General features: G+C 61.4%; 20 protein-coding genes. 11 read left to right on the plus strand and 9 right to left on the minus strand.

Translation table 11 applies throughout. From position 1 onward, the window contains the following. Nucleotides 1-112: 112 nt before the first annotated feature. A complete protein-coding gene (locus GIW79_RS12225) occupies nt 113-1,315 on the plus strand; it encodes an HDOD domain-containing protein (protein ID WP_054896819.1) in 1,203 nt (400 codons plus the stop codon). A gap of 141 nt (nt 1,316-1,456) precedes the next feature. On the opposite strand, the gene GIW79_RS12230 is transcribed toward GIW79_RS12225, so the two are convergent. After that, nucleotides 1,457-2,458: a GGDEF domain-containing protein gene (locus tag GIW79_RS12230; RefSeq protein WP_236456319.1), complete on the minus strand. Its 1,002-nt coding sequence runs from the start codon at nt 2,456-2,458 to the stop codon at nt 1,457-1,459. Between the two features lie 188 nt (nt 2,459-2,646). Further along, nucleotides 2,647-3,831, minus strand: coding sequence for a delta-9 fatty acid desaturase DesA (desA, locus tag GIW79_RS12235; protein ID WP_032894197.1), 1,185 nt, complete (start codon nt 3,829-3,831; stop codon nt 2,647-2,649). Nucleotides 3,832-3,997: 166 nt separating this feature from the next. Here desA and dibA point away from each other — a divergent pair, with 166 nt between their 5' ends. From dibA to GIW79_RS12265, 6 genes are all read left to right on the plus strand, one after another. Beyond that, nucleotides 3,998-5,914 carry a phosphodiesterase DibA gene (dibA, locus tag GIW79_RS12240; protein ID WP_236456316.1) on the plus strand — a complete coding sequence of 639 codons (1,917 nt, stop codon included), beginning with the start codon at nt 3,998-4,000 and terminating at the stop codon, nt 5,912-5,914. A gap of 297 nt (nt 5,915-6,211) precedes the next feature. Continuing rightward, nucleotides 6,212-6,394, plus strand: coding sequence for a sulfur starvation response protein OscA (gene oscA / locus GIW79_RS12245; RefSeq protein ID WP_003170956.1), 183 nt, complete (start codon nt 6,212-6,214; stop codon nt 6,392-6,394). Nucleotides 6,395-6,458: 64 nt separating this feature from the next. Beyond that, nucleotides 6,459-7,469 carry a sulfate ABC transporter substrate-binding protein gene (locus GIW79_RS12250; protein ID WP_014716420.1) on the plus strand — a complete coding sequence of 337 codons (1,011 nt, stop codon included), beginning with the start codon at nt 6,459-6,461 and terminating at the stop codon, nt 7,467-7,469. Nucleotides 7,470-7,663: 194 nt separating this feature from the next. Continuing rightward, nucleotides 7,664-8,482, plus strand: a complete 819-nt coding sequence (cysT, locus tag GIW79_RS12255) for a sulfate ABC transporter permease subunit CysT (protein ID WP_032894195.1) — start codon at nt 7,664-7,666, stop codon at nt 8,480-8,482. A 13-nt stretch (nt 8,483-8,495) separates the two neighbouring features. After that, on the plus strand, nt 8,496-9,368 hold the full coding sequence (cysW, locus tag GIW79_RS12260; RefSeq protein ID WP_054896816.1) for a sulfate ABC transporter permease subunit CysW: 873 nt from the start codon (nt 8,496-8,498) through the stop codon (nt 9,366-9,368). Nucleotides 9,369-9,371: 3 nt separating this feature from the next. Next, nucleotides 9,372-10,340 (plus strand): sulfate/molybdate ABC transporter ATP-binding protein, encoded by a 969-nt coding sequence (locus GIW79_RS12265; RefSeq protein ID WP_034125451.1) that lies wholly within the window; start codon nt 9,372-9,374, stop codon nt 10,338-10,340. Nucleotides 10,341-10,397: 57 nt separating this feature from the next. Here the strand turns inward: GIW79_RS12265 and GIW79_RS12270 are convergent, their stop codons facing one another. Then, the gene (locus GIW79_RS12270; RefSeq protein ID WP_054896689.1) at nt 10,398-10,967 is read right to left on the minus strand and encodes an Mpo1 family 2-hydroxy fatty acid dioxygenase; all 570 of its coding nucleotides are present in this window, start codon (nt 10,965-10,967) and stop codon (nt 10,398-10,400) included. Nucleotides 10,968-11,050: 83 nt separating this feature from the next. Here GIW79_RS12270 and GIW79_RS12275 point away from each other — a divergent pair, with 83 nt between their 5' ends. Further along, complete coding sequence (locus GIW79_RS12275; RefSeq protein WP_054920347.1) at nt 11,051-11,737, plus strand: Crp/Fnr family transcriptional regulator; 687 nt, start codon at nt 11,051-11,053, stop codon at nt 11,735-11,737. On the opposite strand, the gene uraH is transcribed toward GIW79_RS12275, so the two are convergent. From uraH to GIW79_RS12290, 3 genes are all read right to left on the minus strand, one after another. Next, nucleotides 11,732-12,142, minus strand: coding sequence for a hydroxyisourate hydrolase (gene uraH / locus GIW79_RS12280; protein WP_089042043.1), 411 nt, complete (start codon nt 12,140-12,142; stop codon nt 11,732-11,734). The two genes, GIW79_RS12275 and uraH, sit on opposite strands and share 6 nt — an antisense overlap. Nucleotides 12,143-12,169: 27 nt before the next feature. Further along, nucleotides 12,170-12,643 (minus strand): GlcG/HbpS family heme-binding protein, encoded by a 474-nt coding sequence (locus GIW79_RS12285; RefSeq protein WP_034125453.1) that lies wholly within the window; start codon nt 12,641-12,643, stop codon nt 12,170-12,172. A 195-nt stretch (nt 12,644-12,838) separates the two neighbouring features. Further along, complete coding sequence (locus GIW79_RS12290; RefSeq protein ID WP_054896687.1) at nt 12,839-13,843, minus strand: AraC family transcriptional regulator; 1,005 nt, start codon at nt 13,841-13,843, stop codon at nt 12,839-12,841. A gap of 101 nt (nt 13,844-13,944) precedes the next feature. Here GIW79_RS12290 and GIW79_RS12295 point away from each other — a divergent pair, with 101 nt between their 5' ends. Continuing rightward, nucleotides 13,945-15,015: a fatty acid desaturase gene (locus tag GIW79_RS12295; RefSeq protein ID WP_200584465.1), complete on the plus strand. Its 1,071-nt coding sequence runs from the start codon at nt 13,945-13,947 to the stop codon at nt 15,013-15,015. Here the strand turns inward: GIW79_RS12295 and GIW79_RS12300 are convergent. After that, on the minus strand, nt 15,002-15,817 hold the full coding sequence (locus GIW79_RS12300) for an ABC transporter ATP-binding protein (RefSeq protein WP_057975339.1): 816 nt from the start codon (nt 15,815-15,817) through the stop codon (nt 15,002-15,004). The genes GIW79_RS12295 and GIW79_RS12300 overlap by 14 nt on opposite strands. Then, nucleotides 15,814-17,412, minus strand: coding sequence for an ABC transporter permease (locus GIW79_RS12305; protein WP_236456055.1), 1,599 nt, complete (start codon nt 17,410-17,412; stop codon nt 15,814-15,816). Before GIW79_RS12305 ends, GIW79_RS12300 begins: the two co-directional genes overlap by 4 nt. A 279-nt stretch (nt 17,413-17,691) precedes the next feature. On the opposite strand from GIW79_RS12305, the gene GIW79_RS12310 reads away from it, so the two are divergent. Further along, a complete protein-coding gene (locus tag GIW79_RS12310; protein ID WP_072445744.1) occupies nt 17,692-18,693 on the plus strand; it encodes an ABC transporter substrate-binding protein in 1,002 nt (333 codons plus the stop codon). A 104-nt stretch (nt 18,694-18,797) separates the two neighbouring features. On the opposite strand, the gene GIW79_RS12315 is transcribed toward GIW79_RS12310, so the two are convergent. After that, nucleotides 18,798-19,718 carry a LysR family transcriptional regulator gene (locus GIW79_RS12315; RefSeq protein WP_096143921.1) on the minus strand — a complete coding sequence of 307 codons (921 nt, stop codon included), beginning with the start codon at nt 19,716-19,718 and terminating at the stop codon, nt 18,798-18,800. 184 nt (nt 19,719-19,902) lie between these two features. On the opposite strand from GIW79_RS12315, the gene GIW79_RS12320 reads away from it, so the two are divergent. Next, the gene (locus GIW79_RS12320) at nt 19,903-20,808 is read left to right on the plus strand and encodes a TauD/TfdA dioxygenase family protein (protein ID WP_054896682.1); all 906 of its coding nucleotides are present in this window, start codon (nt 19,903-19,905) and stop codon (nt 20,806-20,808) included. The last annotated feature ends 527 nt before the right edge of the window (nt 20,809-21,335 follow it).

A 21,335-nucleotide genomic window follows, 5' to 3' on the forward strand; every position in this document is an offset into this window, starting at 1 on the left:
CAGGTTACAGCCCGTACAAAAAAACCGCTTCGGCGGTTTTTTTGTGCCTGCTTCATTGTACGCACGCGCCTGCATTGTCTAAGGTGCAAGCATTGCCGATGGAGCGTGCTGGATGACTGCTGTTGATTTACCCGCTGTACCCCGAGTGTTAATCGCCGAAGCAGACCCTTGGTCGCGGGACCTGCTCAAGCAAGTGCTGTTGAATGTGCGCTGTGACGCACGGCTGGATGTGTGCGCCGATGGGCAGCACGCCGCCACGCTGTTGGGCGAAAAAACCTATGACCTGATCCTGGCGGATTGGGAGCTGCCGGGCGTGGATGGCTTGAGTCTGCTGCGCAGCGTGCGCCAGAAGCGCCGTTCGCTGCCGTTTATCTTGCTGAGCAGTCGCAACGACAGCGCCAGCGTGCGCGAAGCCTTGCCCCTGGCGCCCACCGCCTACCTGACCCGCCCGCTGAACATGGAAAGCCTGACCCAGCGCTTGCAAGACCTGCTGCTCAACGAAGGCGAAAGCGTGTACTGCGAAATCCCACCCCTGGCGCCGGGCATGACCTTGCCCGCCTTCCTCGAGCGGCGCCGGGAGGTCTGCGATGGGGCGCCGTTGCGTGTGGATGTGAAAACCGCCGTGCAACGCAGCCTGGGGCCCGAAGGCCTGGACCTCAAGCAGTTGGAAGACCAGGTGCACAGCGACCCGCAAATCACCGCCGTACTGATCGCCGCCGCCAACAGCGCCGGCTACCACGGCACGCCAGTGCAGACCCTGTCAGAGGCCCTGCATAAGTTGGTGCCCGGCCAGAGCATGAACCTCATCCTGGGCCTGGCGCTCAAGCACAACGTGGTGTTGGGCGACCCTGGGCTGGTGGCCTACGCCGAGCGGCACTGGCAATTGTCCCAGGACAGCGCCGACTACGCCCGGCGCCTGGCGCGCATGCTGGAGCTCGACCACCAGCGCTGCTACAGCGCCTGCATCCTGCATCGCTTGGGCGACCTGGCCTTGTTGCGCTGCCTGGAAGACTGGCGCCAGGGCGGCGGCGCCCTGGATGATGAAGCCATCGGCGAATCCCTCGACGCTTTTGGCGCTGCCTACGGTTCGGCGTTGCGCACGCGTTGGCGCTTGCCGCTGGAGTTGCGGCAGTTGATCGCAGGGATCTATTCACTGGAAGGCGGGGTGTATTCGCGCGAAGCCCTGGTGGTGAACCTGGCGGCGCAAATGGCGCGGCTGACCGAGCACGAAGGGCTGGAAGAACTGGCGGGCAGCAAGACGGCGCGGCTGCTCAAGGTCGGCTTGTCGGAACTGACCCGAGTGCGCAAAACCTGAAACACACACCGAACGCATGTAGGAGCGAGCTTGCTCGCGAAAAACGTCAACGATGACGCGGGCTTCCTGGATAAACGCGGCGCCTGTGAGTTTTTCGCGAGCAAGCTCGCTCCTACAAAAAGGCATAAATGCCAAGCGGTGTTAACCGGCTATAACGCGGTTCTTGCCTTGGCGCTTGGCCTCGTACATCGCCGCATCCGCTCGCGCAAACAAGCTGTCGAGGGTGGAGTCGTCTTCGCGCAGGCCGGCCAGGCCCTGGCTGACGGTCACATTGAATTCATGCCCCTCGTAGCTGAACACCAACGCCTGGATTTCCTTGCCCAACCGCTCGGCCACCTGCAGGGCCATCTCCGGTGGGCAACCCGGCAGGACGGCGGCGAATTCTTCGCCGCCAATGCGCCCGAACAGGTCGCCACGGCGCAATACCCCGCGACCGCTTTCCGCGAAGCGCCGCAGCACCTGGTCGCCCTCCAGGTGGCCGTAGGTGTCGTTGATGTCTTTGAAATCATCGATGTCCAGCAACAGGAACGCCAGCGGGGTGCCCTGCACGCAGGCGTTGTCGAAGGCCTGGTTGGCGAGTTCGAAGAAGTGTCGGCGGTTGCTGCTTTGGGTCAGTACGTCGGTGGTGGCGAGGCGATGGAGTTCCAGCTCAAGTTGCTTCTTTTCGGTGATGTCTTCGGCGATGCCCACCACGATCAGCGCTTCACCGGGCACCACCTGCTGGTTGATGTAGCACTTGTCACTCAACCAGCGGATCTGACCGTCAGCGGTGATGATGCGGTACTCGCGGTCCTCCACGGCGCCCTGTTCCAGCACACGGGCCAGGCTGTGTTCGGCGTAGTCGAGGTCTTCGGGGTGGACGCTGTTGCGCCATTCACGGTGGTCGGCCAGCAGCAGGCCGGCGGAGCGGCCAAACAGGCGCTCGTACGCCGGGCTTACATACAGCACGCGGCGTGTTTCCCAATCGATGGCCCACAGCACGGCGTTCACGCTGACCAGCAGGGAACTGAGCAGTTGCTCACGCTCACTCAGCCGCTCGACTTCACCTTGAGCATGCATAAGCGCCAACAGGGTCGCCGCCGCGGCCGGGCGCGGCGGCTCTGCGGTGGGCACATCGGGCAGGCTGGGCTTTTCGTGAACCATCGGTACAACTCTCTCTGGGCGCGCCGCAGGGTGCAAAAGCGGTCACTACAAGGGGTCACCATGATGGCGAAGTGTTCTTTGAGAGAGGGGAATTGCGGTGAAGTTCCGTGATCAGCATGCATTGACGGTGCCCGGAAAATGGCGCCAAAAAGCCAGTGCGTGGGAGGGCGAACCCTCCCACGGCGCCCTCACGCCGCTGTAGGACGCAACGAGTAAGTCTTCAACTGGTGGGCAAAATCGCGCAGGGATTGGATGCCACTGGCCTCGGCTTCATGCACCCATTCCTTGATCGCAGCCAGCATGTCGTGGCCGTTGGAACTGGTCTTGAGCCAGATCTGCTGCAGCGCCAGGCGCTTCTCGTAGATCACCGTGAGGGCATGGCTGTGTTCCAGCATGCTCTGGATGCGCAAGTGGTGGCGGTCTTCCAGCAAGCTGGTTTCCCGCGACAGCAGGCGCTTGGCGCGGTGGAACTGGTGGCGCACCGAATGATCGACCTTCTCCAGCTCCTGCTTGACCAGCGGGCCAATCACCAACTTGCGGTATTGGGCCATGATCTGGAAGCGGTTGTTGAGGATCGCCATGGCGGTGTCCATGTCCAGGCTGCCCTTGCCTTCGACGCGGTGGGCGATGGGGGCCACGCGCTGCACCTTGGCCAGGCGCAGGAAGCTGAACACTTTTATCCAGGCCCAACCCAGGTCGAACTCCCACTTCTTCACCGACAGCTTGGCGGAGTTGGGGTAAGTGTGGTGGTTGTTGTGCAGCTCTTCGCCGCCGACGATGATGCCCCACGGCACCAGGTTGGTGGCGGCGTCACGGCATTCGAAGTTGCGATAGCCCACGGCATGCCCCAGGCCATTGATCACGCCTGCGGCCCAGAACGGAATCCACATCATCTGGATCGCCCAGATGGTGATACCGATGGTGCCGAACAGCAGCAGGTCGATTACGCCCATGAGCGCCACGCCCAGCAGCGGGTAGCGCGTGTAAAGCTTGCGTTCGATCCAGTCGTCCGGGCAGTTTTTGCCGTAGATACGCAGGGTCTCGGGGTTTTCCGCCTCGGCGCGGTACAGCTCGGCACCTTTGCGCAGCACGGTGGACAAGCCCTTGATCACCGGGCTGTGCGGGTCATCGACGGTTTCGCACTTGGCGTGGTGCTTGCGGTGAATGGCGGTCCATTCGCGGGTGTTCTGCGCCGTGGTCAGCCACAGCCAGAAGCGGAAGAAGTGTTTAAGGCCGGCATTGAGCTCGAGCGAGCGATGGGCCGAATAACGGTGCAGATAGACAGTGACCCCAATAATGGTCACGTGGGTCATCAACAGCGTGACTGCCACCAGTTGCCAGGCGGACAGATCAAGAAAACCGTTGTACCACATAGGCTGTATGGCCCTCAGATAAAGAAAAAAACAGCACCCGCATTATCACTTCCTTTGCAGATAAAACCAGTCACCGTTTCAGATAAGACTTACAAAGTGTTTCCTACTCTATAATCCTGATCCTTTGTAGGGCGATTCTGGTTATTTAGTAAGGATTACTAAGCATATGCTGTTTTCATACCGAGGTGCCCTACGTGCGGGGTTGGTGTACCTGCTGGTTTCCATCCTTTGGCTCCAGCTCAGCCATTACCTATTAATCAACTTTATCGATGAACCCCTGGAGCTGGGACGTTGGCTGCAAGCGCGCGGTTATGTGTGGGTCAGCCTCAGCGCCTTGGTCATCTACTGGATAGGCCGGCGTTTTGCCCGTGCCCATGCGTTGCAACAACCCCTGAAAGAGAACCGCGAGCGCCTGCGCCAGGCCGCTGCGGTGTTCGATTGCACCCGCGAAGGGGTGCTGGTCACCGATACCCAAGGGCTGATCGTGCACGTTAACCGCGCTTTCATGGAGATCACCGGCTACCAGTGCGAAGACGTCATGGGCCAACGGCCAAGCCTGTTCAAGTCCGGACGCCACTCGGCGCATTTCTACCAGCAAATGTTCCAGGCCCTGGAAAGCACCGGCGAATGGAGCGGCGAAATCTGGAACCGCCGTAAAAGCGGCGAGGTTTACCCCCAGTGGCAAACCATACGGGTGATTCACGATGACCAGGGCCAGGTCAGCCACTACGTGGCGGTGTTTTCGGACATCAGCGCCATGAAGAACTCTGAGCACGAATTGGCGCACCTGGCCCATCACGACCCGCTCACCGACCTGCCCAACCGCCTGCTGTTCACCGATCGCGCCGAGCAGGCCCTGGCTTCCGCGCAGGTGCATAAGCGTGGCTGCGCTCTGCTGTTGATGGACCTGGACCACTTCAAGATCATCAACGACAGCCTCGGCCATAACGTTGGCGATCAGTTGCTCAAACTGGTGGCCGAACGCCTGAGCGGCCTGTTTGGGCCGGGGGTTACCCTGGCGCGCCTGGGGGGCGACGAATTTGCCGTGCTGGCAGAAAGCTGCCCGCAGGTGGTGCAAGCGGCGGCCTTGGCGCAGCGCATGCTCAACGCCATGAAGGATCCGTTCATTTTTGACGGCAACCAGCTGTTTATCAGCGCCAGTATCGGTATCAGCCTGTTCCCCAGTGACGCCCTGAGCGCCGAGCAACTGCTGCGCAACGCCGATTCCGCGTTGTTCAAGGCCAAGAGCGCCGGGCGCGAAGGCTACGCGTTGTACACCGAAGAACTGACCGCCCACGCCCAGCATCGGGTGGAAATCGCTGGCGAGCTGCGTCGCGCCCTCGACCAACATGAGCTGCGCGTCTATTACCAGCCGGTGCACGACCTGCATGATAGCCGTTTGGTCGGCGTTGAAGCACTGGTGCGCTGGCAGCACCCGGAGCGCGGCCTGGTACCCCCGGGCGAGTTCATCCCCATCGCCGAGCGCACCGGGTTGATTGCCGAGATCGATGCGTGGGTGATGGACCAGGCCTGCCGCCAAATGTGCCAGTGGCTGGCCGACGGCGCGCCGCTGAGCTTTATCGCAATCAATGTCTCCAGCCGCCTGTTTGCCCGGCGCGAGCTGTATGAGCAAGTGGCCCAAGTGCTGCACGCCACTGGGCTGGACCCAGCCTTCCTGGAGCTGGAGGTCACCGAGAGCGCAGTGATGGACGACCCGGAAGTCGCACTGGAGCAACTGCACCGCCTGCGCGAACTGGGCCTGCGTCTGGCGATCGACGACTTTGGCACCGGCTATTCCTCGTTGTTGCGCCTCAAACGCCTGCCGGTGCAGAAGCTCAAGATCGACCAGGGCTTTGTGGCGGGCTTGCCGTGGGACGAAGACGACGCCGCGATTGTGCGCGTGGTGATCGCCCTGGCCAAAAGCATGGGCATGCAGGTGCACGCCGAAGGGATCGAGCAGGTGGAACAGGCGCGGTTCCTGCTGGATCAGGAATGCGACATGGGCCAGGGGTACTGGTTTGGACGGCCGATGCCGGCTGATGAAATCGACTGGACCCGAGCCCCTCTGATTCGTCAGGACTGACTCGGCCAATGTGGGAGCCGGGCTTGCCCGCGAAGGCGGCGTGTCAGTCACTGTATCTGTAACTGCACCACCGCTTTCGCAGGCAAGCCAGCTCCCACAGGGGTTCTGCGGCGCCTGTGTGTGAGCGTTTTTTCTGCCGAAACCCTTGCAAGCCCATGCCCTATCAGAAAATTCTTTCTGGTTATATAAACATTCTTAAATAGTATTTTTAAGAATATCTGCGCTTATCTACTATCGCCCTCACGCCGCAAGCAGTGCCGCCACTGCCAGGCACTACTCATTTTCAGGAGCGAGACCATGAGCGCATCTCTACGTAGCGTTGACGGCCAGGACGAAGCAGCCATTTTGCGTGAAATCCAGAGCGCCCTGCGCGATCTGCGGTTTGGCGCGGTGGAAATCACCGTACACAACGCCCAAGTGGTACAGATCGAACGCAAGGAAAAATTCCGTCTGCAGAACCCCGGTAACAAACCGAGCTGAGCAAGAACGGCGATAGACCCGCAATTACAAGAAAAGCCAACACTCAAGAATTTCAGGAGCTTCTATGTCGTCGATTCGCCGTTATGCCTTGGCCGCATTGGCCAGTGCCGTGTTTGCCGGTTCCGCCGTTGCCAAGGACTACGAGTTGCTCAACGTCTCGTACGACCCCACCCGTGAGCTGTACCAGGATTACAACGCTGAGTTCACCAGCTTCTGGAAACAGTCCCACCCCGGCGACAACGTGAAGATCCAGCAGTCCCACGGTGGCTCGGGCAAGCAAGCACGCGCAGTGATTGACGGCCTGCGCGCCGACGTAGTGACCCTGGCCCTGGCCGGTGACATTGATGAAGTCGCCAAGCTGGGCAAGACCCTGCCGGAGAACTGGCAGACCCGCCTGCCGGACGCCAGCACGCCCTACACCTCCACCATTGTGTTCCTGGTGCGCAAGGGCAATCCCAAGGGCATCAAGGACTGGGGCGACCTGATCAAGAAAGACGTTTCAGTGATCACGCCCAACCCGAAAACCTCCGGCGGTGCACGCTGGAACTTCCTCGCCGCCTGGGCCTACGGCCTCAAGGCAGGCGGCAGCGAAGCCAAGGCCCAGGAATACGTCAAAGAGCTGTTCAAGCACGTGCCGATACTGGACACCGGCGCACGCGGTTCTACCATTACCTTCGTCAACAACGGCCAGGGTGACGTGCTGCTGGCGTGGGAAAACGAGGCGTTCCTGGCCTTGAAGGAAGACGGCGGCGCCGACAAGTTCGACATCGTCGTGCCGTCCCTGTCGATCCTGGCAGAACCGCCTGTGGCCGTGGTCGACAAGAACGCCGAGAAAAAGGGCAACACCGAGATCGCCACGGCGTACCTCAACCACCTGTACAGCCCGGCGGGCCAGGAGATTGCGGCGAAGAACTTCTACCGTCCACGGGATGAAAAAGTCGCCGCCAAATACGCCCAGCAGTTCCCGAAACTGGACCTGGTGACTATCGACAAAGACTTCGGCGGCTGGAAAACTGCCCAACCGAAATTCTTCAATGATGGTGGTGTGTTCGACCAGATCTACACGGCGCAATAATCAACACCGACTATTGCGCGGGGCTTGTTGTGGCGAGGGAGCTTGCTCCCGCTGGAGTGCGAAGCACTCCCAAAACCGGTACTCACGGTACATCGTGGTTGCCTGGTTCTGGGGCCGCTTCGCAGCCCAGCGGGAGCAAGCTCCCTCGCCACAGTGGGCCGTACGCATATCCGTTCCGCTAACCAAGGACTCTTATGTCGCGTCGTATCTCCCCCGTCATACCCGGCTTCGGGCTGACGCTGGGCTACACCGTCGTGTACCTCAGCCTGATCGTGCTCATCCCGCTGGCGGCGATGTTTGTACACGCCGCTCAACTCACCTGGGATCAGTTCTGGAACATCATTTCCGCACCTCGTGTACTGGCGGCCTTGAAGCTGAGCTTCAGCACCGCGCTGTACGCCGCACTCATCAACGGTGTGATTGGCACTTTGCTGGCCTGGGTGCTGGTGCGCTACACCTTCCCCGGGCGCAAGGTCATCGACGCGATGATCGACCTGCCGTTCGCCCTGCCCACCGCCGTCGCCGGTATCGCGCTGACGGCGCTGTACGCGCCCAACGGCCTGGTCGGCCAGTTTGCCACCGACCTGGGCTTCAAGATCGCCTACACCCCCCTGGGTATCACCCTGGCGCTGACCTTCGTCACGTTGCCCTTCGTGGTGCGCACGGTGCAGCCGGTACTGGCCGATATCCCCCGGGAAATCGAAGAGGCCGCCGCCTGCCTCGGCGCCAAGCCGTTGCAAGTGTTCCGCTACATCCTAGTGCCGGCATTGCTGCCCGCCTGGCTGACCGGCTTCGCCCTGGCCTTTGCCCGAGGCGTGGGTGAGTACGGTTCGGTGATCTTCATCGCCGGCAATATGCCGATGAAAACCGAAATCCTGCCATTGCTGATCATGGTCAAGCTCGACCAATACGACTACCGCGGCGCCACCTCCATTGGTGTGCTGATGCTGGTGGTGTCCTTCGTCTTGCTGCTGCTGATCAACCTGTTGCAGCGGCGCATCGAACGTCCATAAGGAGGCGCGGAACATGTCCCAATCGTCTATTTCTGCCGCGTCCTCGGCCAACGCCGCCCGCCGTGGCAGCGCGACCTCGCGACGTATCCTGATCGGCCTTGGCTGGCTGGTATTCGCGCTGTTCCTGCTGCTGCCGTTGCTGGTGGTGGTGTCCCAGGGCTTGAAAAACGGCCTCGGCACGTTCTTCAGCGCAATCCTTGAACCCGACGCGCTGTCGGCGCTGAAACTCACGGTGATCGCCGTGGTGATTTCGGTGCCGCTCAACCTGGTGTTCGGCGTCAGCGCCGCCTGGTGCGTGAGCAAGTACTCGTTCCGTGGCAAGAGCATCCTGGTCACGCTGATCGACCTGCCGTTCTCGGTGTCGCCGGTGATCGCAGGCCTGGTGTACGTGTTGATGTTCGGCGCCCAGGGCTTCTTCGGGCCGTGGCTGCAAGACCACGACATCCAGATCGTGTTCGCCCTGCCGGGCATCGTGCTGGCGACCATCTTCGTCACCGTGCCGTTCGTGGCCCGTGAGCTGATCCCGCTGATGCAGGAGCAGGGCACCCAGGAAGAAGAAGCCGCACGCCTGCTGGGCGCCAATGGCTGGCAGATGTTCTGGCATGTCACCGTGCCGAACATCAAGTGGGGTCTGATCTACGGCGTGGTGCTGTGTACGGCGCGAGCCATGGGTGAGTTCGGCGCAGTGTCGGTGGTGTCCGGCCACATTCGCGGCGTCACCAACACGCTGCCGCTGCATGTCGAGATTCTCTACAACGAATACAACCACGTTGCCGCGTTTGCGGTGGCCAGCCTGTTGCTGATCCTGGCGCTCTTCATCCTGCTGCTCAAGCAGTGGAGCGAGAACCGAATCAACCGCCTGCGCAACAGCGCGGGTGAGGAATAAGTCATGTCGATCGAAGTCCGTAATGTCAGCAAGAACTTCAATGCCTTCAAGGCCCTGGACAGCATCAACCTGGATATCCAGAGTGGCGAGCTGGTGGCGTTGCTGGGCCCGTCCGGCTGCGGCAAGACCACGCTGCTGCGCATCATTGCCGGCCTGGAAACCCCGGATACCGGCAGTATTGTGTTCCACGGCGAAGACGTCTCCGGCCACGATGTGCGTGATCGCAACGTGGGCTTTGTGTTCCAGCACTACGCGCTGTTCCGCCACATGACCGTGTTCGACAACGTCGCTTTCGGCCTGCGCATGAAGCCGAAAAACCAACGCCCCACCGAAAGCCAGATCGCCAGCAAGGTTCACGAGCTGCTGAACATGGTGCAGCTTGATTGGTTGTCGGACCGTTACCCGGAACAACTCTCCGGTGGCCAGCGCCAGCGTATCGCCCTGGCCCGCGCCCTGGCGGTGGAGCCCAAGGTGTTGCTGCTCGACGAACCCTTCGGCGCCCTCGACGCCAAGGTGCGTAAAGAACTGCGCCGCTGGCTGGCGCGCCTGCACGAAGACATCAACCTGACCTCGGTCTTCGTGACCCACGACCAGGAGGAGGCCATGGAAGTCGCCGACCGTATCGTGGTGATGAACAAGGGCGTGATCGAGCAGATCGGTTCACCGGGCGACGTCTACGAAAACCCGGCCAGCGATTTTGTGTACCACTTCCTGGGTGACTCCAACCGCTTGCATTTGGGCGAAGACAAGCACCTGCTGTTCCGCCCCCACGAAGTGTCGCTGTCACGCCATGAACTGGAAGATCACCATGCGGCGCAAGTGCGGGATATTCGGCCGTTGGGCGCGACCACTCGCGTGACCTTGAAGGTTGAAGGCCAGAGTGAATTGATCGAGGCCGAAGTGGTGAAAGACCATGACAGCCTCACCGGCCTGGCGCGGGGCGAGACCCTGTTCTTCAAACCCAAAACCTGAGCGTCACCAGAGGCGTTCCCACGCTCTGCGTGGGAACGCCTCTGGTGACGCTCTGCGTCACGCTTTTGGACGCGGAGCGTCCTGGCCTGCATTCCCACGCAGAGCATGGGACCGATCAAGACCGCGCCGCGCCACCGGCCCAGAGCGCTCTTCAATCTGGCGCTTGAGGTCCTGCCGCAACCCCAGCAAAAACGCCAACTCCGCCACCACAAACAACGGCCCCACGATCAGCCCGGACACATCGTCCACAAACGCAGGCTTCCTGCCTTCGTAGTAATGCCCGATGAACTGAATCACCCAGCCCACCACAAACATCCCCACGCCGCTGCTCAGCCACACCGCCGTGCTTTGCGCCGCCAGCACATGCCCGGCCCACACCGACAAGCCCATCAGCATAGTCATCAACACGCCCAGGGCCAGTTCCAGGCGCAGATAAAACCACGCCGAAAACAGCGCCAACAGCACCGCAGGTGATAGCCACAGCCCGCCCACCGACCATTCGGGGCGCGACAGCAGCACGGCTACGGCCACCACAATCAACGGAATACCGATGAAGTGGCTGGCGATGTTGCGTGGGTCGCGGTGGTACGCGGCGTATTGACTGAGGTGGTCGACGAGGCTTTTCATTGTTGTTCCTCCTGTAGGATGTTTGATCATGCCCTGTCAGTCGGTGCCTAACTGTCAACTGGGCGACAATCTTCGGAGTTCGCATGGACACAGGGACATGGCACGCGCAATTGGCTCGCGGTCATTGGTTCAGCCATTTGCCGCCAGACTTGCAGCGTAGCCTGCTGGGGGCGGCGCGGTTGCGTGTGCTGACGGCGGGGCAGTACCTGTTCAAGCGCGGTGACCCGCCGTGCGGCGTGTATGCGGTGCTGGAAGGCACGGTGCGCATCAGTGCGGTCAGTGCTCAGGGCAAGGAAGCGGTGTTGAGCCTGGTGGAAACGCCCTACTGGTTCGGCGAGATCTGCCTGTTCGACAACTTGCCGCGCACCCACGATGCCTTGGCCACGGGTGCTTGCAGGCTGCTGCAGGTGCCGCAGTCGGCGATGCTCGGCATTCTCGAACGGCATCCGCTGTTCTGGCGGGAGATGGCGCTGTTGATGAGCCATAAACTGCGGCTGTCGTTGATCAATATCGAACAGATAAGCCTGATGCCCGCCTCAGAGCGGCTGGCCCATCGGTTGTTGATGATTGCCCAAGGCTACGGCGAAGTGGATCAGGCGCGCCGCGTGCTGCAACTGCCCCAGGAGGATCTGGCGGCGATGCTGGGCCTGTCGCGCCAGACCATCAACAGTCTGCTCAAGGCGCTGGAGCAACAGGGCATTATCGGCTTGAGTTACGGTGCCATCGAGATACGCGACCTCAATGGGCTGCGGTTGGCCGCGGGCCTATGAACCGCGATAGGTAGAGAAGCCGTAAGGGCTGAGCAACAGCGGGATGTGGTAGTGCTGGTCGGCCTGCTTGACCTGGAATATCACCGGTACCTCAGGGAAAAACGTCTCGCGGTTAGCCTTCTTGTAGTAATCGCCGGTCTTGAACACCACGCGGTACTCGCCCGGCTGCATGCTGCGGTTGGCCGGGAACAGCTCGGCGATGCGGCCTTGCTGGTTGGTCACACCTTCAGACAGCGACTGCCATTTATCGCCCACATGCTGTTCAAGGGTGACATTGATCCCGGCGCTTGGCAGGCCGTTTTCCAGGTTGAGTACGTGCACGCTCAGGGGGTTGCCGTCGGCCAGGGCCAGGTTGCACAGGCCGCTCAGGCTCAGTGCGGCGAGGGTCATGCTCAAGGTTTTCATCGCGAAGTCCTTTTGAGGGAAGTGGAATCAAGGGGTGATTTTCAAGCCCAGTTGCTCGGCGGCCTGTACGGCGCAGGCTTCATCCTGCGCGGCGCCACCGGCACCGGCGATGCCTAGGGCACCGACCAGTTCGGCGTCGGCAAACAGCGGCACGCCCCCGCCGAGCAACAGCAGCTCGGGCAAGCTGTTGAGGTTGGCGGCTTCAGGGTTATTACGCGCCCGTTCGGCAAACAGCCGGGTCGGGGTTTTTGTCGACAGCGCCGTGTACGCCTTGCGTTGGCTGGCGAGGCTGTTGTGCGGGCCGACACCGTCAGCGCGCAGGCCCAGCAACAGGTTGCCACCGCGGTCGAGTACGGTCAGCGCAGCGGTGCAGTGGGCCAGGCTGGCGTCGGCCAGTTGGCGAGCGGTGTGCAGATCCAGCTCGGCATGGCGTGGTAATTGTGGCGCCGCCTGGGCGACGGTGGCCACGGCGAGGCTCAGGAACAAGGCAGTGCGGTACATAGTGAGGGCTCCAGAAAGCAGGCCGTCACGGTAACCAGCGGACGCGGACAAAAGCCGCACAATTGGATGACAGGTTTGTAATCAAACTCAGGGATTTGTGGTGTTTGTACTGGCCTCATCGCAGGCAAGCCAGCTCCCACATGATGTGAACCCCATTCCCCTGTGGGAGCTGGTTTGCCTGCGATGAGGCCCTTCCTACTGCAATCCGTCGCGAAACTGCCCCGGCGTCATCCCCGTCCAGCGCTTGAACGCACGATTGAAACTGCTGGTATCGGCAAACCCCAGCAAATGGCTGATCTCGGCCAATGAGCACTGCGGGTCGCGCAGGTGCAATAACGCCAGATTTTGCCGGCACTCATTGAGCAGGGCGTCAAACCGACACCCTTCATCGGCCAGATGCCGCTGCAAGCTGCGCAGGCTCAAATGCAGCGCTTGAGCAATGTGTTCGGCGCTTGGCTCGCCGTCTGGCAATTGCGCCTCGATGGCGGCGCGCACCTTGCGTTCCCAGGTCAGCGGTTGCAGTTGGGCGAGGGTGCGCTTGAGCACGGTTTCGTTGTGTTCGGCCAGCTCCGGGTTGGCGTCGTCCAGATGGCTGTCGAAGTCGCTGGCGGCGAATTCCAGGCGGTCTTCGTCGGCGGCAAACCATACCGGTGCGCGAAATACCCTGTGCCACGGCTCGGGGTCGGCGGGTTCCGGGCGCCGCAGGTAAACGGCCAACGGCGCATAGTCGCGACCCAGGCGGTTGCGACACGTGCGCACGTAGATCGCCGCAAAGGCATCAATCGCTTCTGGCGCGGGCGCAGGGCTGCCTGGGGGTTGGAGCAGGCGAAAACGGTAGACGTCGCCGTGGCGGCTCAGCTCCAGGTCCAGGGCATCACTGACCACCTGGTGATAGCGCACGATGCGCTCAAACACCTCGCGCAAGCTGCCGCTGGCCACCAATGCGTAACCCAGCGCATGAAAGGTGGTGGGGCTGACAAACCGCGACACCCGCAGCCCAATCGCCGGGTCGCCACTGGCCTGTACCGCCAGCGCCCATAGGCGCGTGGTGGCCGACAACCGGTAGCGGGCGTTGGGGTCGTCCATCTGCTGCGGGTCGAGCCCGGCCTCGGCGCACAGCGCGGCGCTGTCGAGGCCCAGGGCGTCGAGCTGCTTGCGCAGGGCACGGGTCCAGCTGGCGAGGGAAGTGGGTTCGGTCATGGCAATTGGCGCTTGTGGTCAACAGATTGGCGTGCGCGGCTAGCGCCCTGCGCTAGGGTTAAGTGCAGGATGCAGGCATCACTTCACAAGAGAATGGAAGCATGGACGGTACTTCTGCAAGCCCCCAGCCGTTGAACGCACAACAGCGTTCGGCGCATATCCGCGAGGTGGTGATGGCCGAAGGCGTGCGCTTGCGCCAGCGGCACCCCTGGTTGTTGCATCAGGACGCGCTGGGCGCAGGCATCCTGGCCTTTGCCCTGCTGGGCATGTTCGGCTCGGCAGCGCTCTATATCAGCGGTCATATGGCCTGGTGGGTGTGTCTGCTGCTCAATGCCTTCCTCGCCTCGCTCACTCATGAGTTGGAACACGACCTGATCCACAGCATGTACTTTCGCAAGCAACGCGTGCCCCACAATTTGATGATGGGCCTGGTGTGGCTGGCGCGCCCGAGCACCATCAACCCGTGGATACGCAGGCATCTGCACCTCAACCATCACAAGGTCTCGGGCACCGAAGCCGACATGGAAGAGCGCGCGATCACCAATGGCGAACCCTGGGGCATCGCACGGTTGCTGATGGTGGGGGACAACATGATGTCGGCCTTGATCCGCCTGTTGCGCGCCAAGACCTGGCCGCACAGGTTCAGCATCCTCAAGCGCGTGCTGCTGGTGTACGCACCGCTGGCCTTGCTGCATTGGGGCGCGTGGTACGTCTTCCTGGGCTTTCATGCCGCCAATGGGATTGCCAGTTTGATGGGCGCGCCCATTCAGTGGTCAGCCGGTACCTTGCAGGTGATGCAGGTGATCGATATCGCTGCGGTGGTGATCATCGGCCCGAACGTGTTGCGCACCTTCTGCCTGCACTTTGTCAGCTCCAACATGCACTACTACGGCGATGTGGAACTGGGCAATGTGATGCAGCAAACCCAAGTGCTGAACCCTTGGTGGCTGTGGCCGTTGCAGGCGTTCTGCTTCAACTTCGGCAGCACCCACGGCATCCATCACTTTGTGGTGAAAGAACCGTTCTACATCCGCCAGATGACCGCCAAGGTGGCGCACAAGGTCATGGCCGAGATGGGGGTGCGCTTCAATGATTTGGGCACGTTTGCGCGAGCCAATCGCCTGGAGCCCCAGGAACACCCGCGCACTGAGCTCTCTCTCAGCAAGCAATGAACGCCAATGGCAGGTCGCGGATCTGTTCGCGCACCGGCGGTTGGTAATGGTCGTCGCTGGTTAATTCGTGCAACAGCTCTTCGCGTAGCTGGTGGAATTCAAAACTGCTGCGCTGGCGCGGATGAGGCAGGGCGATCTCGACGACCTGCTTGATTCGCCCCGGACGCGGCTCCATCACCACCACGCGATCGGCGAGGAAAATCGCCTCTTCCACATCGTGGGTCACCAGTACCGTGGTGATCCTGGCGCGGGCACGAATCGCCAGCAGTTCGTCCTGCATCTGCTGGCGCGTCAGTGCATCCAGGGCGCCGAAGGGTTCGTCCAGCAACAGGATGCGCGGGCTGGCCACCAGGCCGCGGGCAATCGCCACCCGTTGCGCCATGCCGCCGGAGAGTTGGTGGGGGTAGGCGCGAGTGAAGTCGGTGAGGCCCACCAGTTCGATAAAGTCGCTGATGCGACGGTTGCGCTCGGCCTCGTTCAGGGGCTCGTTGACCAGGCCCAGGCCGATGTTTTGCGCCACGGTCAGCCACGGGAACAGGCGGTGCTCCTGGAACACAATGCCGCGTTCGCCGCCGATCCCGCTGACGGCTTTGCCATCGACCTGGATCTCGCCGCGAAACTGCGTATCCAAGCCCACCAGCAAGCGCAGCAGTGTGGATTTCCCGCATCCACTGGAGCCGACAATCGCAACAAATTCCCCTTCGGCCACCTCCAGGTTGAATTCACGGATGGCTTCCAGTTCGAAGCCATCGACGTCGAAGGACTTACCCACGTGGTTGAAGCTGACAATCGGTGCGTTCATGCGTGTCTCCAGCGGGTGGCACGGGTTTCGATGCGTTGGCCGATCAGGTTCAGAGCGGCGCCGGTGAGGCCGACCAGCAGCATGCCGCTCATGATCAAATCCATGCGCAGCAACTGTTGGGCGCCGATCATCAGGCTGCCGATGCCGCCATCTGAGGGCATGAAATATTCGGCGCCGAGGGTGCCCATCCAGGCGTAGATCAGGCTCAGGCGCAGGCCGGCGAAAATCCCCGACGCGGCGCCCGGCAGTACCAGGCGGCGCAAGCGTTGCCAGAGGTTCAGGCGCAGCACCTGCGCGGCTTCGCGCAGCTGGGGCGACAAGTTGAGCACGCTGCGCTGGGTGGCAATAAACAACGGGAAGAAGGCGGCGAGGGCGATAAACACCCACTTGGCCAGTTCACCCAGGCCGAACCAGGCGGTGAGCAGCGGCACCCAGGCGAAAATCGCGATCTGGCGCAGGGCGGACAAAGTGGGGCCAAGTAGCCGCTCACTGCGCCGCGACAGCCCCAACCACAGGCCCATGGCAAAGCCCAGGCTACCGCCCAGCAGCAACCCGCCCAGGGCCCGGCCAAGGCTTTTGCCCAGCGCCGTAGTCAGGCTGCCATCCAGCACGCCCGCCACGCTGGTTTGCAGCACCGCCCAGGGGCTGACCAGAATGTTTGGATCGACCCAATCCTGCTGAGTCGCTACTTGCCATAACGTCAATAGCAGCAGCGGCAACAGCCAGGGTTGCAAGCGCTGCCAGCCTTCGTAGCGTGGCCCGCGTCGAATCTGCGCAGTGGCCGGATGGGGCCAGTGCACCCACTTGCGGTCCAGCCAGCCGATGCCGCGGTCCATCACCACACCCAGCACGCCAATGACCACGATGCACACGAAGACGATATCGAGCATGAACAACTGGCGCGCCCACACCATCAGGTAACCGATGCCTTCGCTGGAGGCCAGCAGCTCCACGGCCAGCAGGGAGGTCCAGCCCGCCGCCAGGGCCAGGCGTACACCGGCCATGAACGCAGGCAGTGCGGCGGGCAGGACCAGACGGCGGATCAGCAAGTGGCCAGGCAGGCGCAGTACACGGGCGGCTTCGCGCAGGTTGGGCTGGGCGTCGCGAACGCCTACCAGGGTATGCAGGGTCACGGGCACCACGATGGCCTTGACCAGCACCACCAGCTTGAGGGTTTCGCCAATGCCGAAAAACACCATGAACAGCGGGATCCAGGCGAGGGTCGGCACTTGCGCCAGCGCGCTGAACGTCGGGAACACCAAGCGCTCGGCGCGCTCACTGAAACCCAGGAACGCGCCCAGTATCGCGCCGGCACTGACACCGGCCAGCAGGCCCCAGAACAAGCGCTGCAAGCTGATGGCCAGATGGCTCCATAACTCGCCGCCGGCCAACTCCACCGCGCTGCTCCACACCAGGGCGGGAGTGGGCAGAATCTGCTCGCTCATCCAATGATTGCGGCTGGCCAGCCACCATAAGGCAAACAGCGTGAGCGGCAGCAGCCACGGCAATAAACGCTGGCCCAGCTGCGGCCAGCGCGGCGCGATGCCTTTGGGCGGGGCCGCCAGCGGCAGGCTCAGAAGTGAAATCCGGGCCATGGAAGACCTCCGAATGCGTTATGTGATTTCGATCTTACAAAAGCGTGATCAAGATGATTGTGAGATAAGAAAAGTCATTTAAAGCCTCACGCCGCCACGCATCCAATGCATTCGAAGAATATTTTCGATGCTGTTTATGCATAGGCCTCTGGAGGCTGCGGGTTAGCTTGCATATTTCTAAAAGCTATTAAATTGTGAATTTATAGTATTTAAAGTTTTGTTCAGTCTGTGACTACTTTTTGCTCCCCAGGCGACCGTCGCCCACCAGGAGCTGCGCTTATGAAACTGCCCTTTAAACGTCTGATCAGCCTGTTCGCCGGCACCGCCCTGGCCGGGTTGGTGCATGCCGCCGACCTCAAGGAAATCCGCATCGCGGTGCCCGACCTCAGTGCCGGCAGCCAGCACAGCGGCGGTGGCATCACCGACGTGTTGCGTGAACAGCAGATCTTTGAAAAAGCCTTTGCCGACCAAGGCATCAAGATCCAATGGAATTACTTCAAGGGCGCCGGCCCGGTGATCAATGAAGCGTTCGCCAACGGCCAGGTGGACCTGGCCTATCTGGGCGACCTGGCAGCGATCATCGGCCGCTCCAATGGCCTGGACACGCGGCTGCTCAGCGCCTCTGCACGGGGAGTGAAACACTACCTCGGCGTGGTGCCGGGCTCCGGCATCAAGACCCTGCAAGACCTCAAGGGCAAGCGCGTGGCGGTGTTCCGTGGCACGGCCAGCCAGTTGTCGTTCGACAGCGCATTGGCCAGTCAGGGCTTGAGCGAGAAGGACCTTAAGGTGATCAACCTGGACTTCAACGCGGCCGCTGCCGCCCTGGCGGCCAAGCAGATTGACGCCACCTGGGGCGGTTCCACCCTGACGGCGTTGCAGGCCAAAGGTTTGGCAGAGATACCGCTGACCACCAAAGACCTGGGCGATGCCGGCAGCATCCAGGCCGTGCTGGTGGGCAGCGCCAAGTTTGTCGATGAACATCCCGATGCGGTGGCCAAGCTGCTCAAGGCCCAGCAGCAAGCGGTGCAGTGGTTGACCGATGACAACAACAAACAGGCGTACATCGCACTGGTGTCAGGGCTGGCCAGTTATCCGCCGGTGATCCTCACCAATGATTTGAAAGACCAGAAACTCAGCGAAGTTTTCCCCTCGACCCTGGACCCGGTGTTCCTGGGCAAATTGCAGGATGCGGTGGACCTGGCGTCCAGGGAGAAGTTGATTCGCAAGTCGTTTCAGGTGAGTGATTGGGTGGCGCCTGGGTTGGTGGCGGCGGGGCTCTGAGCTTGTCGGTGCCTGGGCTATCGCTATCGCAGGCAAGCCAGCTCCCACACTTGAATGTGTTCAACGCTCAAATGTGGGAGCTGGCTTGCCTGCGATGAGGCCCTTCAAACCGCCACACTGACCTGCTGACTATCCACCTCCACCAACATCTCGATCATCGCCTTCGCCGCCGGCGACAACCGCGACCCCGTGCGGCTGACGATCCCGCAGCGTGCGCTCAGGGTATCCATGTGCTGCGGCAAGTTACGCCAGTGCAGCAGCACCAAGGCCCCCTTGGCAATGTCCTCGGCAAAGGCCTCTTCAGTACCGACACCGATGGCATTGGTTTGCAGCACGATGCTCACCAGTGCCGGGAAGTGCTCGGTCTGGATACTCGGGGAGAAATCCATACGCCCACTCAGGTTCGCCAGCAGTTTGCGAATGCCTTGGGAGATCAGCGGCGCCGCCAGCGGGTAGTCGAACATATCGTTGGTGGACAGGCTGTCCTTGGCGAGCAAGGGGTGGCCGGGGCGGCAGAAAAACACCCCGCGTTTGGGGGTGAGTGCGCGGGTCTGGAAATTCGGGTCGGCTTCGAACTGGCGGATGTCGGCGATAAAGAATTCGATCTCTTCACGGCTCAGGCGGCGGCTGAGGGTTTCCCAGTTATCCACCTGAAACGTGGTGCGGATTTTCGGGTGGGCGTTGATAAACCGCGCCACCGCATCCGGCACCAGTTTCACGGCTGGCGCCGGGCCGCAGCCGAAGCGCAGGTCGCCGGCGTCGAGCTTGGTCATGCGCGTCACTTCACTGCTCAGCAGCGCTGCGCCATGCACCAGGCTCAGGGCGTGCTGCAACACCACCTGGCCTTCCGGCGTGGGGCGCAAGTCCTTGTGGCCACGGTCTACCAGCACGCAACCAAACTCCTGTTCCAGCCCCTGGATGCTGCGGCTGAACGCTGGTTGGGTGATGCCCATGGCGTCCGCGGCGCGCACGAAACTGCGGTGTTCGTTGAGGGCGATGAAGTAGCGCAGTTGGCGAAGATCCATATGCTTTCCCGGCATTTTAAAAATAGGTCGAAGGCATTTGCGACCGAGCAAGCTCAGGTTTTAAATGCAAGCTCTTATTCCGTCAACGAAGCATTCATTCATTTGCTAGACCTAAATTGCATATGGATAGAGCGTTGCTGGAAGCGTCCCCCCACCGTTTCGCAGGCACATGAGGGTCATCACAATGAGCAACGCCGCATTAGCCGTTCAACCCATCGCCCAACCACTTGATATTCACCCGGTAGCCGGGCGGATCGGCGCCGAAATCCGTGGCATCAAATTGTCCGGTGAGCTGGATGTCGCCACCGTCGAGGCCATCCAGCAGGCGCTGGTGCAGTACAAGGTGATCTTCTTCCGCGAACAGACCCATCTCGATGACCAGAGCCAGGAAGCCTTTGCTCACCTGCTCGGCGAGCCGATCGCCCACCCCACCGTACCGGTACGAGACGGCACGCGGTTCCTGATGGAGTTGGATGGCACCCGTGGCCAGCGCGCCAATTCCTGGCACACCGACGTGACGTTCGTCGATGCCTACCCTAAGGCCTCGATCCTGCGTTCGGTGCTGGCGCCTGTGTCCGGCGGCGACACCGTATGGGCCAACACAGCCGCTGCCTACAACGACCTCAGTGTGGAACTGCGCGCACTGGCTGATCACCTGTGGGCGGTGCACAGCAACGAATACGACTACGCCGCACGCAAGCCGGATGTGGCGGTGGAGAAGCTGGAGGAATACCGCAAAGTATTCACTTCCACGGTGTATGAAACCGAACACCCGGTGGTGCGCGTGCATCCGGTCAGCGGTGAGAAAACCCTGCTGTTGGGGCACTTCGTCAAACGCCTGAAAGGCTACTCCCAGGCAGAGTCGGCGCAGTTGTTCAACCTGCTGCAAGGCCATGTCACCCGCCTGGAAAACACCGTGCGCTGGCGCTGGAACACCGGTGACGTGGCGATCTGGGATAACCGCGCCACCCAGCATTACGCGGTGGACGACTACGGCACCCAGGAGCGCATCGTGCGCCGGGTTACGCTCAAGGGCGATGTGCCGGTGGGGGTGCAGGGGCAATCAAGCAAAACCACTAAAGGTCTTTAAGCCGGGTGAGGATAAAAATATGGGAGCGGGCTTGCTCGCGAATGCAGTGGGTCAGTTGATGAATACGTCGACTGACGCTGCGCATTCGCGAGCAAGCCCGCTTGTATGCTAGGACTTGAAGGGAGGAGAAGGGACAAAGCCCGATTCTGACTGTTGACGCAGTACAGACCGTGGGAGATTTCGCCCCTCCTCCTTTCACCCAAGCGCCGATAAAGAATGCATCTGGCTATGACCGACGATAGGAACAAGCCTGCGCCTCTGGGTGAGCCCTTCAAGTGCTCAAAACCTTAGCCCGGAGGAAGCCCCATGGCAATGCCAGTTTTTGTCTCAAAGCCAATCGTAGGCGTCGATGTCGCTAAGAATGAACTGGTGATTTATCACGCTGAAGTCGATTTGTTAGGGATGGTCTGAAGTAGTTGTGTATTTCTGGCTGACTTCAGCCCCTGCCGATTTTAAAAGCGGCAAATCGATCAAAAACGCTCAGATCACCCGCTTATTTCTGTGTTTTTAGCCGCCGCGAGCACCTC

This window comes from Pseudomonas sp. PA-7-1E, from assembly GCF_021605325.1.
Lineage (GTDB): Bacteria > Pseudomonadota > Gammaproteobacteria > Pseudomonadales > Pseudomonadaceae > Aquipseudomonas > Aquipseudomonas fluorescens_BV.

What these genes read in the sequence shown, in the direction of transcription:
- GIW79_RS12225 (WP_054896819.1), top strand. Translation starts at nt 113, where the DNA reads ATGACTGCTGTTGATTTACCCGCTGTACCCCGAGTGTTAATCGCCGAA.
- GIW79_RS12230 (WP_236456319.1), bottom strand. Translation starts at nt 2,458, where the DNA reads ATGGTTCACGAAAAGCCCAGCCTGCCCGATGTGCCCACCGCAGAGCCG.
- desA (WP_032894197.1), bottom strand. Translation starts at nt 3,831, where the DNA reads ATGTGGTACAACGGTTTTCTTGATCTGTCCGCCTGGCAACTGGTGGCA.
- dibA (WP_236456316.1), top strand. Translation starts at nt 3,998, where the DNA reads ATGCTGTTTTCATACCGAGGTGCCCTACGTGCGGGGTTGGTGTACCTG.
- oscA (WP_003170956.1), top strand. Translation starts at nt 6,212, where the DNA reads ATGAGCGCATCTCTACGTAGCGTTGACGGCCAGGACGAAGCAGCCATT.
- GIW79_RS12250 (WP_014716420.1), top strand. Translation starts at nt 6,459, where the DNA reads ATGTCGTCGATTCGCCGTTATGCCTTGGCCGCATTGGCCAGTGCCGTG.
- cysT (WP_032894195.1), top strand. Translation starts at nt 7,664, where the DNA reads ATGTCGCGTCGTATCTCCCCCGTCATACCCGGCTTCGGGCTGACGCTG.
- cysW (WP_054896816.1), top strand. Translation starts at nt 8,496, where the DNA reads ATGTCCCAATCGTCTATTTCTGCCGCGTCCTCGGCCAACGCCGCCCGC.
- GIW79_RS12265 (WP_034125451.1), top strand. Translation starts at nt 9,372, where the DNA reads ATGTCGATCGAAGTCCGTAATGTCAGCAAGAACTTCAATGCCTTCAAG.
- GIW79_RS12270 (WP_054896689.1), bottom strand. Translation starts at nt 10,967, where the DNA reads ATGAAAAGCCTCGTCGACCACCTCAGTCAATACGCCGCGTACCACCGC.
- GIW79_RS12275 (WP_054920347.1), top strand. Translation starts at nt 11,051, where the DNA reads ATGGACACAGGGACATGGCACGCGCAATTGGCTCGCGGTCATTGGTTC.
- uraH (WP_089042043.1), bottom strand. Translation starts at nt 12,142, where the DNA reads ATGAAAACCTTGAGCATGACCCTCGCCGCACTGAGCCTGAGCGGCCTG.
- GIW79_RS12285 (WP_034125453.1), bottom strand. Translation starts at nt 12,643, where the DNA reads ATGTACCGCACTGCCTTGTTCCTGAGCCTCGCCGTGGCCACCGTCGCC.
- GIW79_RS12290 (WP_054896687.1), bottom strand. Translation starts at nt 13,843, where the DNA reads ATGACCGAACCCACTTCCCTCGCCAGCTGGACCCGTGCCCTGCGCAAG.
- GIW79_RS12295 (WP_200584465.1), top strand. Translation starts at nt 13,945, where the DNA reads ATGGACGGTACTTCTGCAAGCCCCCAGCCGTTGAACGCACAACAGCGT.
- GIW79_RS12300 (WP_057975339.1), bottom strand. Translation starts at nt 15,817, where the DNA reads ATGAACGCACCGATTGTCAGCTTCAACCACGTGGGTAAGTCCTTCGAC.
- GIW79_RS12305 (WP_236456055.1), bottom strand. Translation starts at nt 17,412, where the DNA reads ATGGCCCGGATTTCACTTCTGAGCCTGCCGCTGGCGGCCCCGCCCAAA.
- GIW79_RS12310 (WP_072445744.1), top strand. Translation starts at nt 17,692, where the DNA reads ATGAAACTGCCCTTTAAACGTCTGATCAGCCTGTTCGCCGGCACCGCC.
- GIW79_RS12315 (WP_096143921.1), bottom strand. Translation starts at nt 19,718, where the DNA reads ATGGATCTTCGCCAACTGCGCTACTTCATCGCCCTCAACGAACACCGC.
- GIW79_RS12320 (WP_054896682.1), top strand. Translation starts at nt 19,903, where the DNA reads ATGAGCAACGCCGCATTAGCCGTTCAACCCATCGCCCAACCACTTGAT.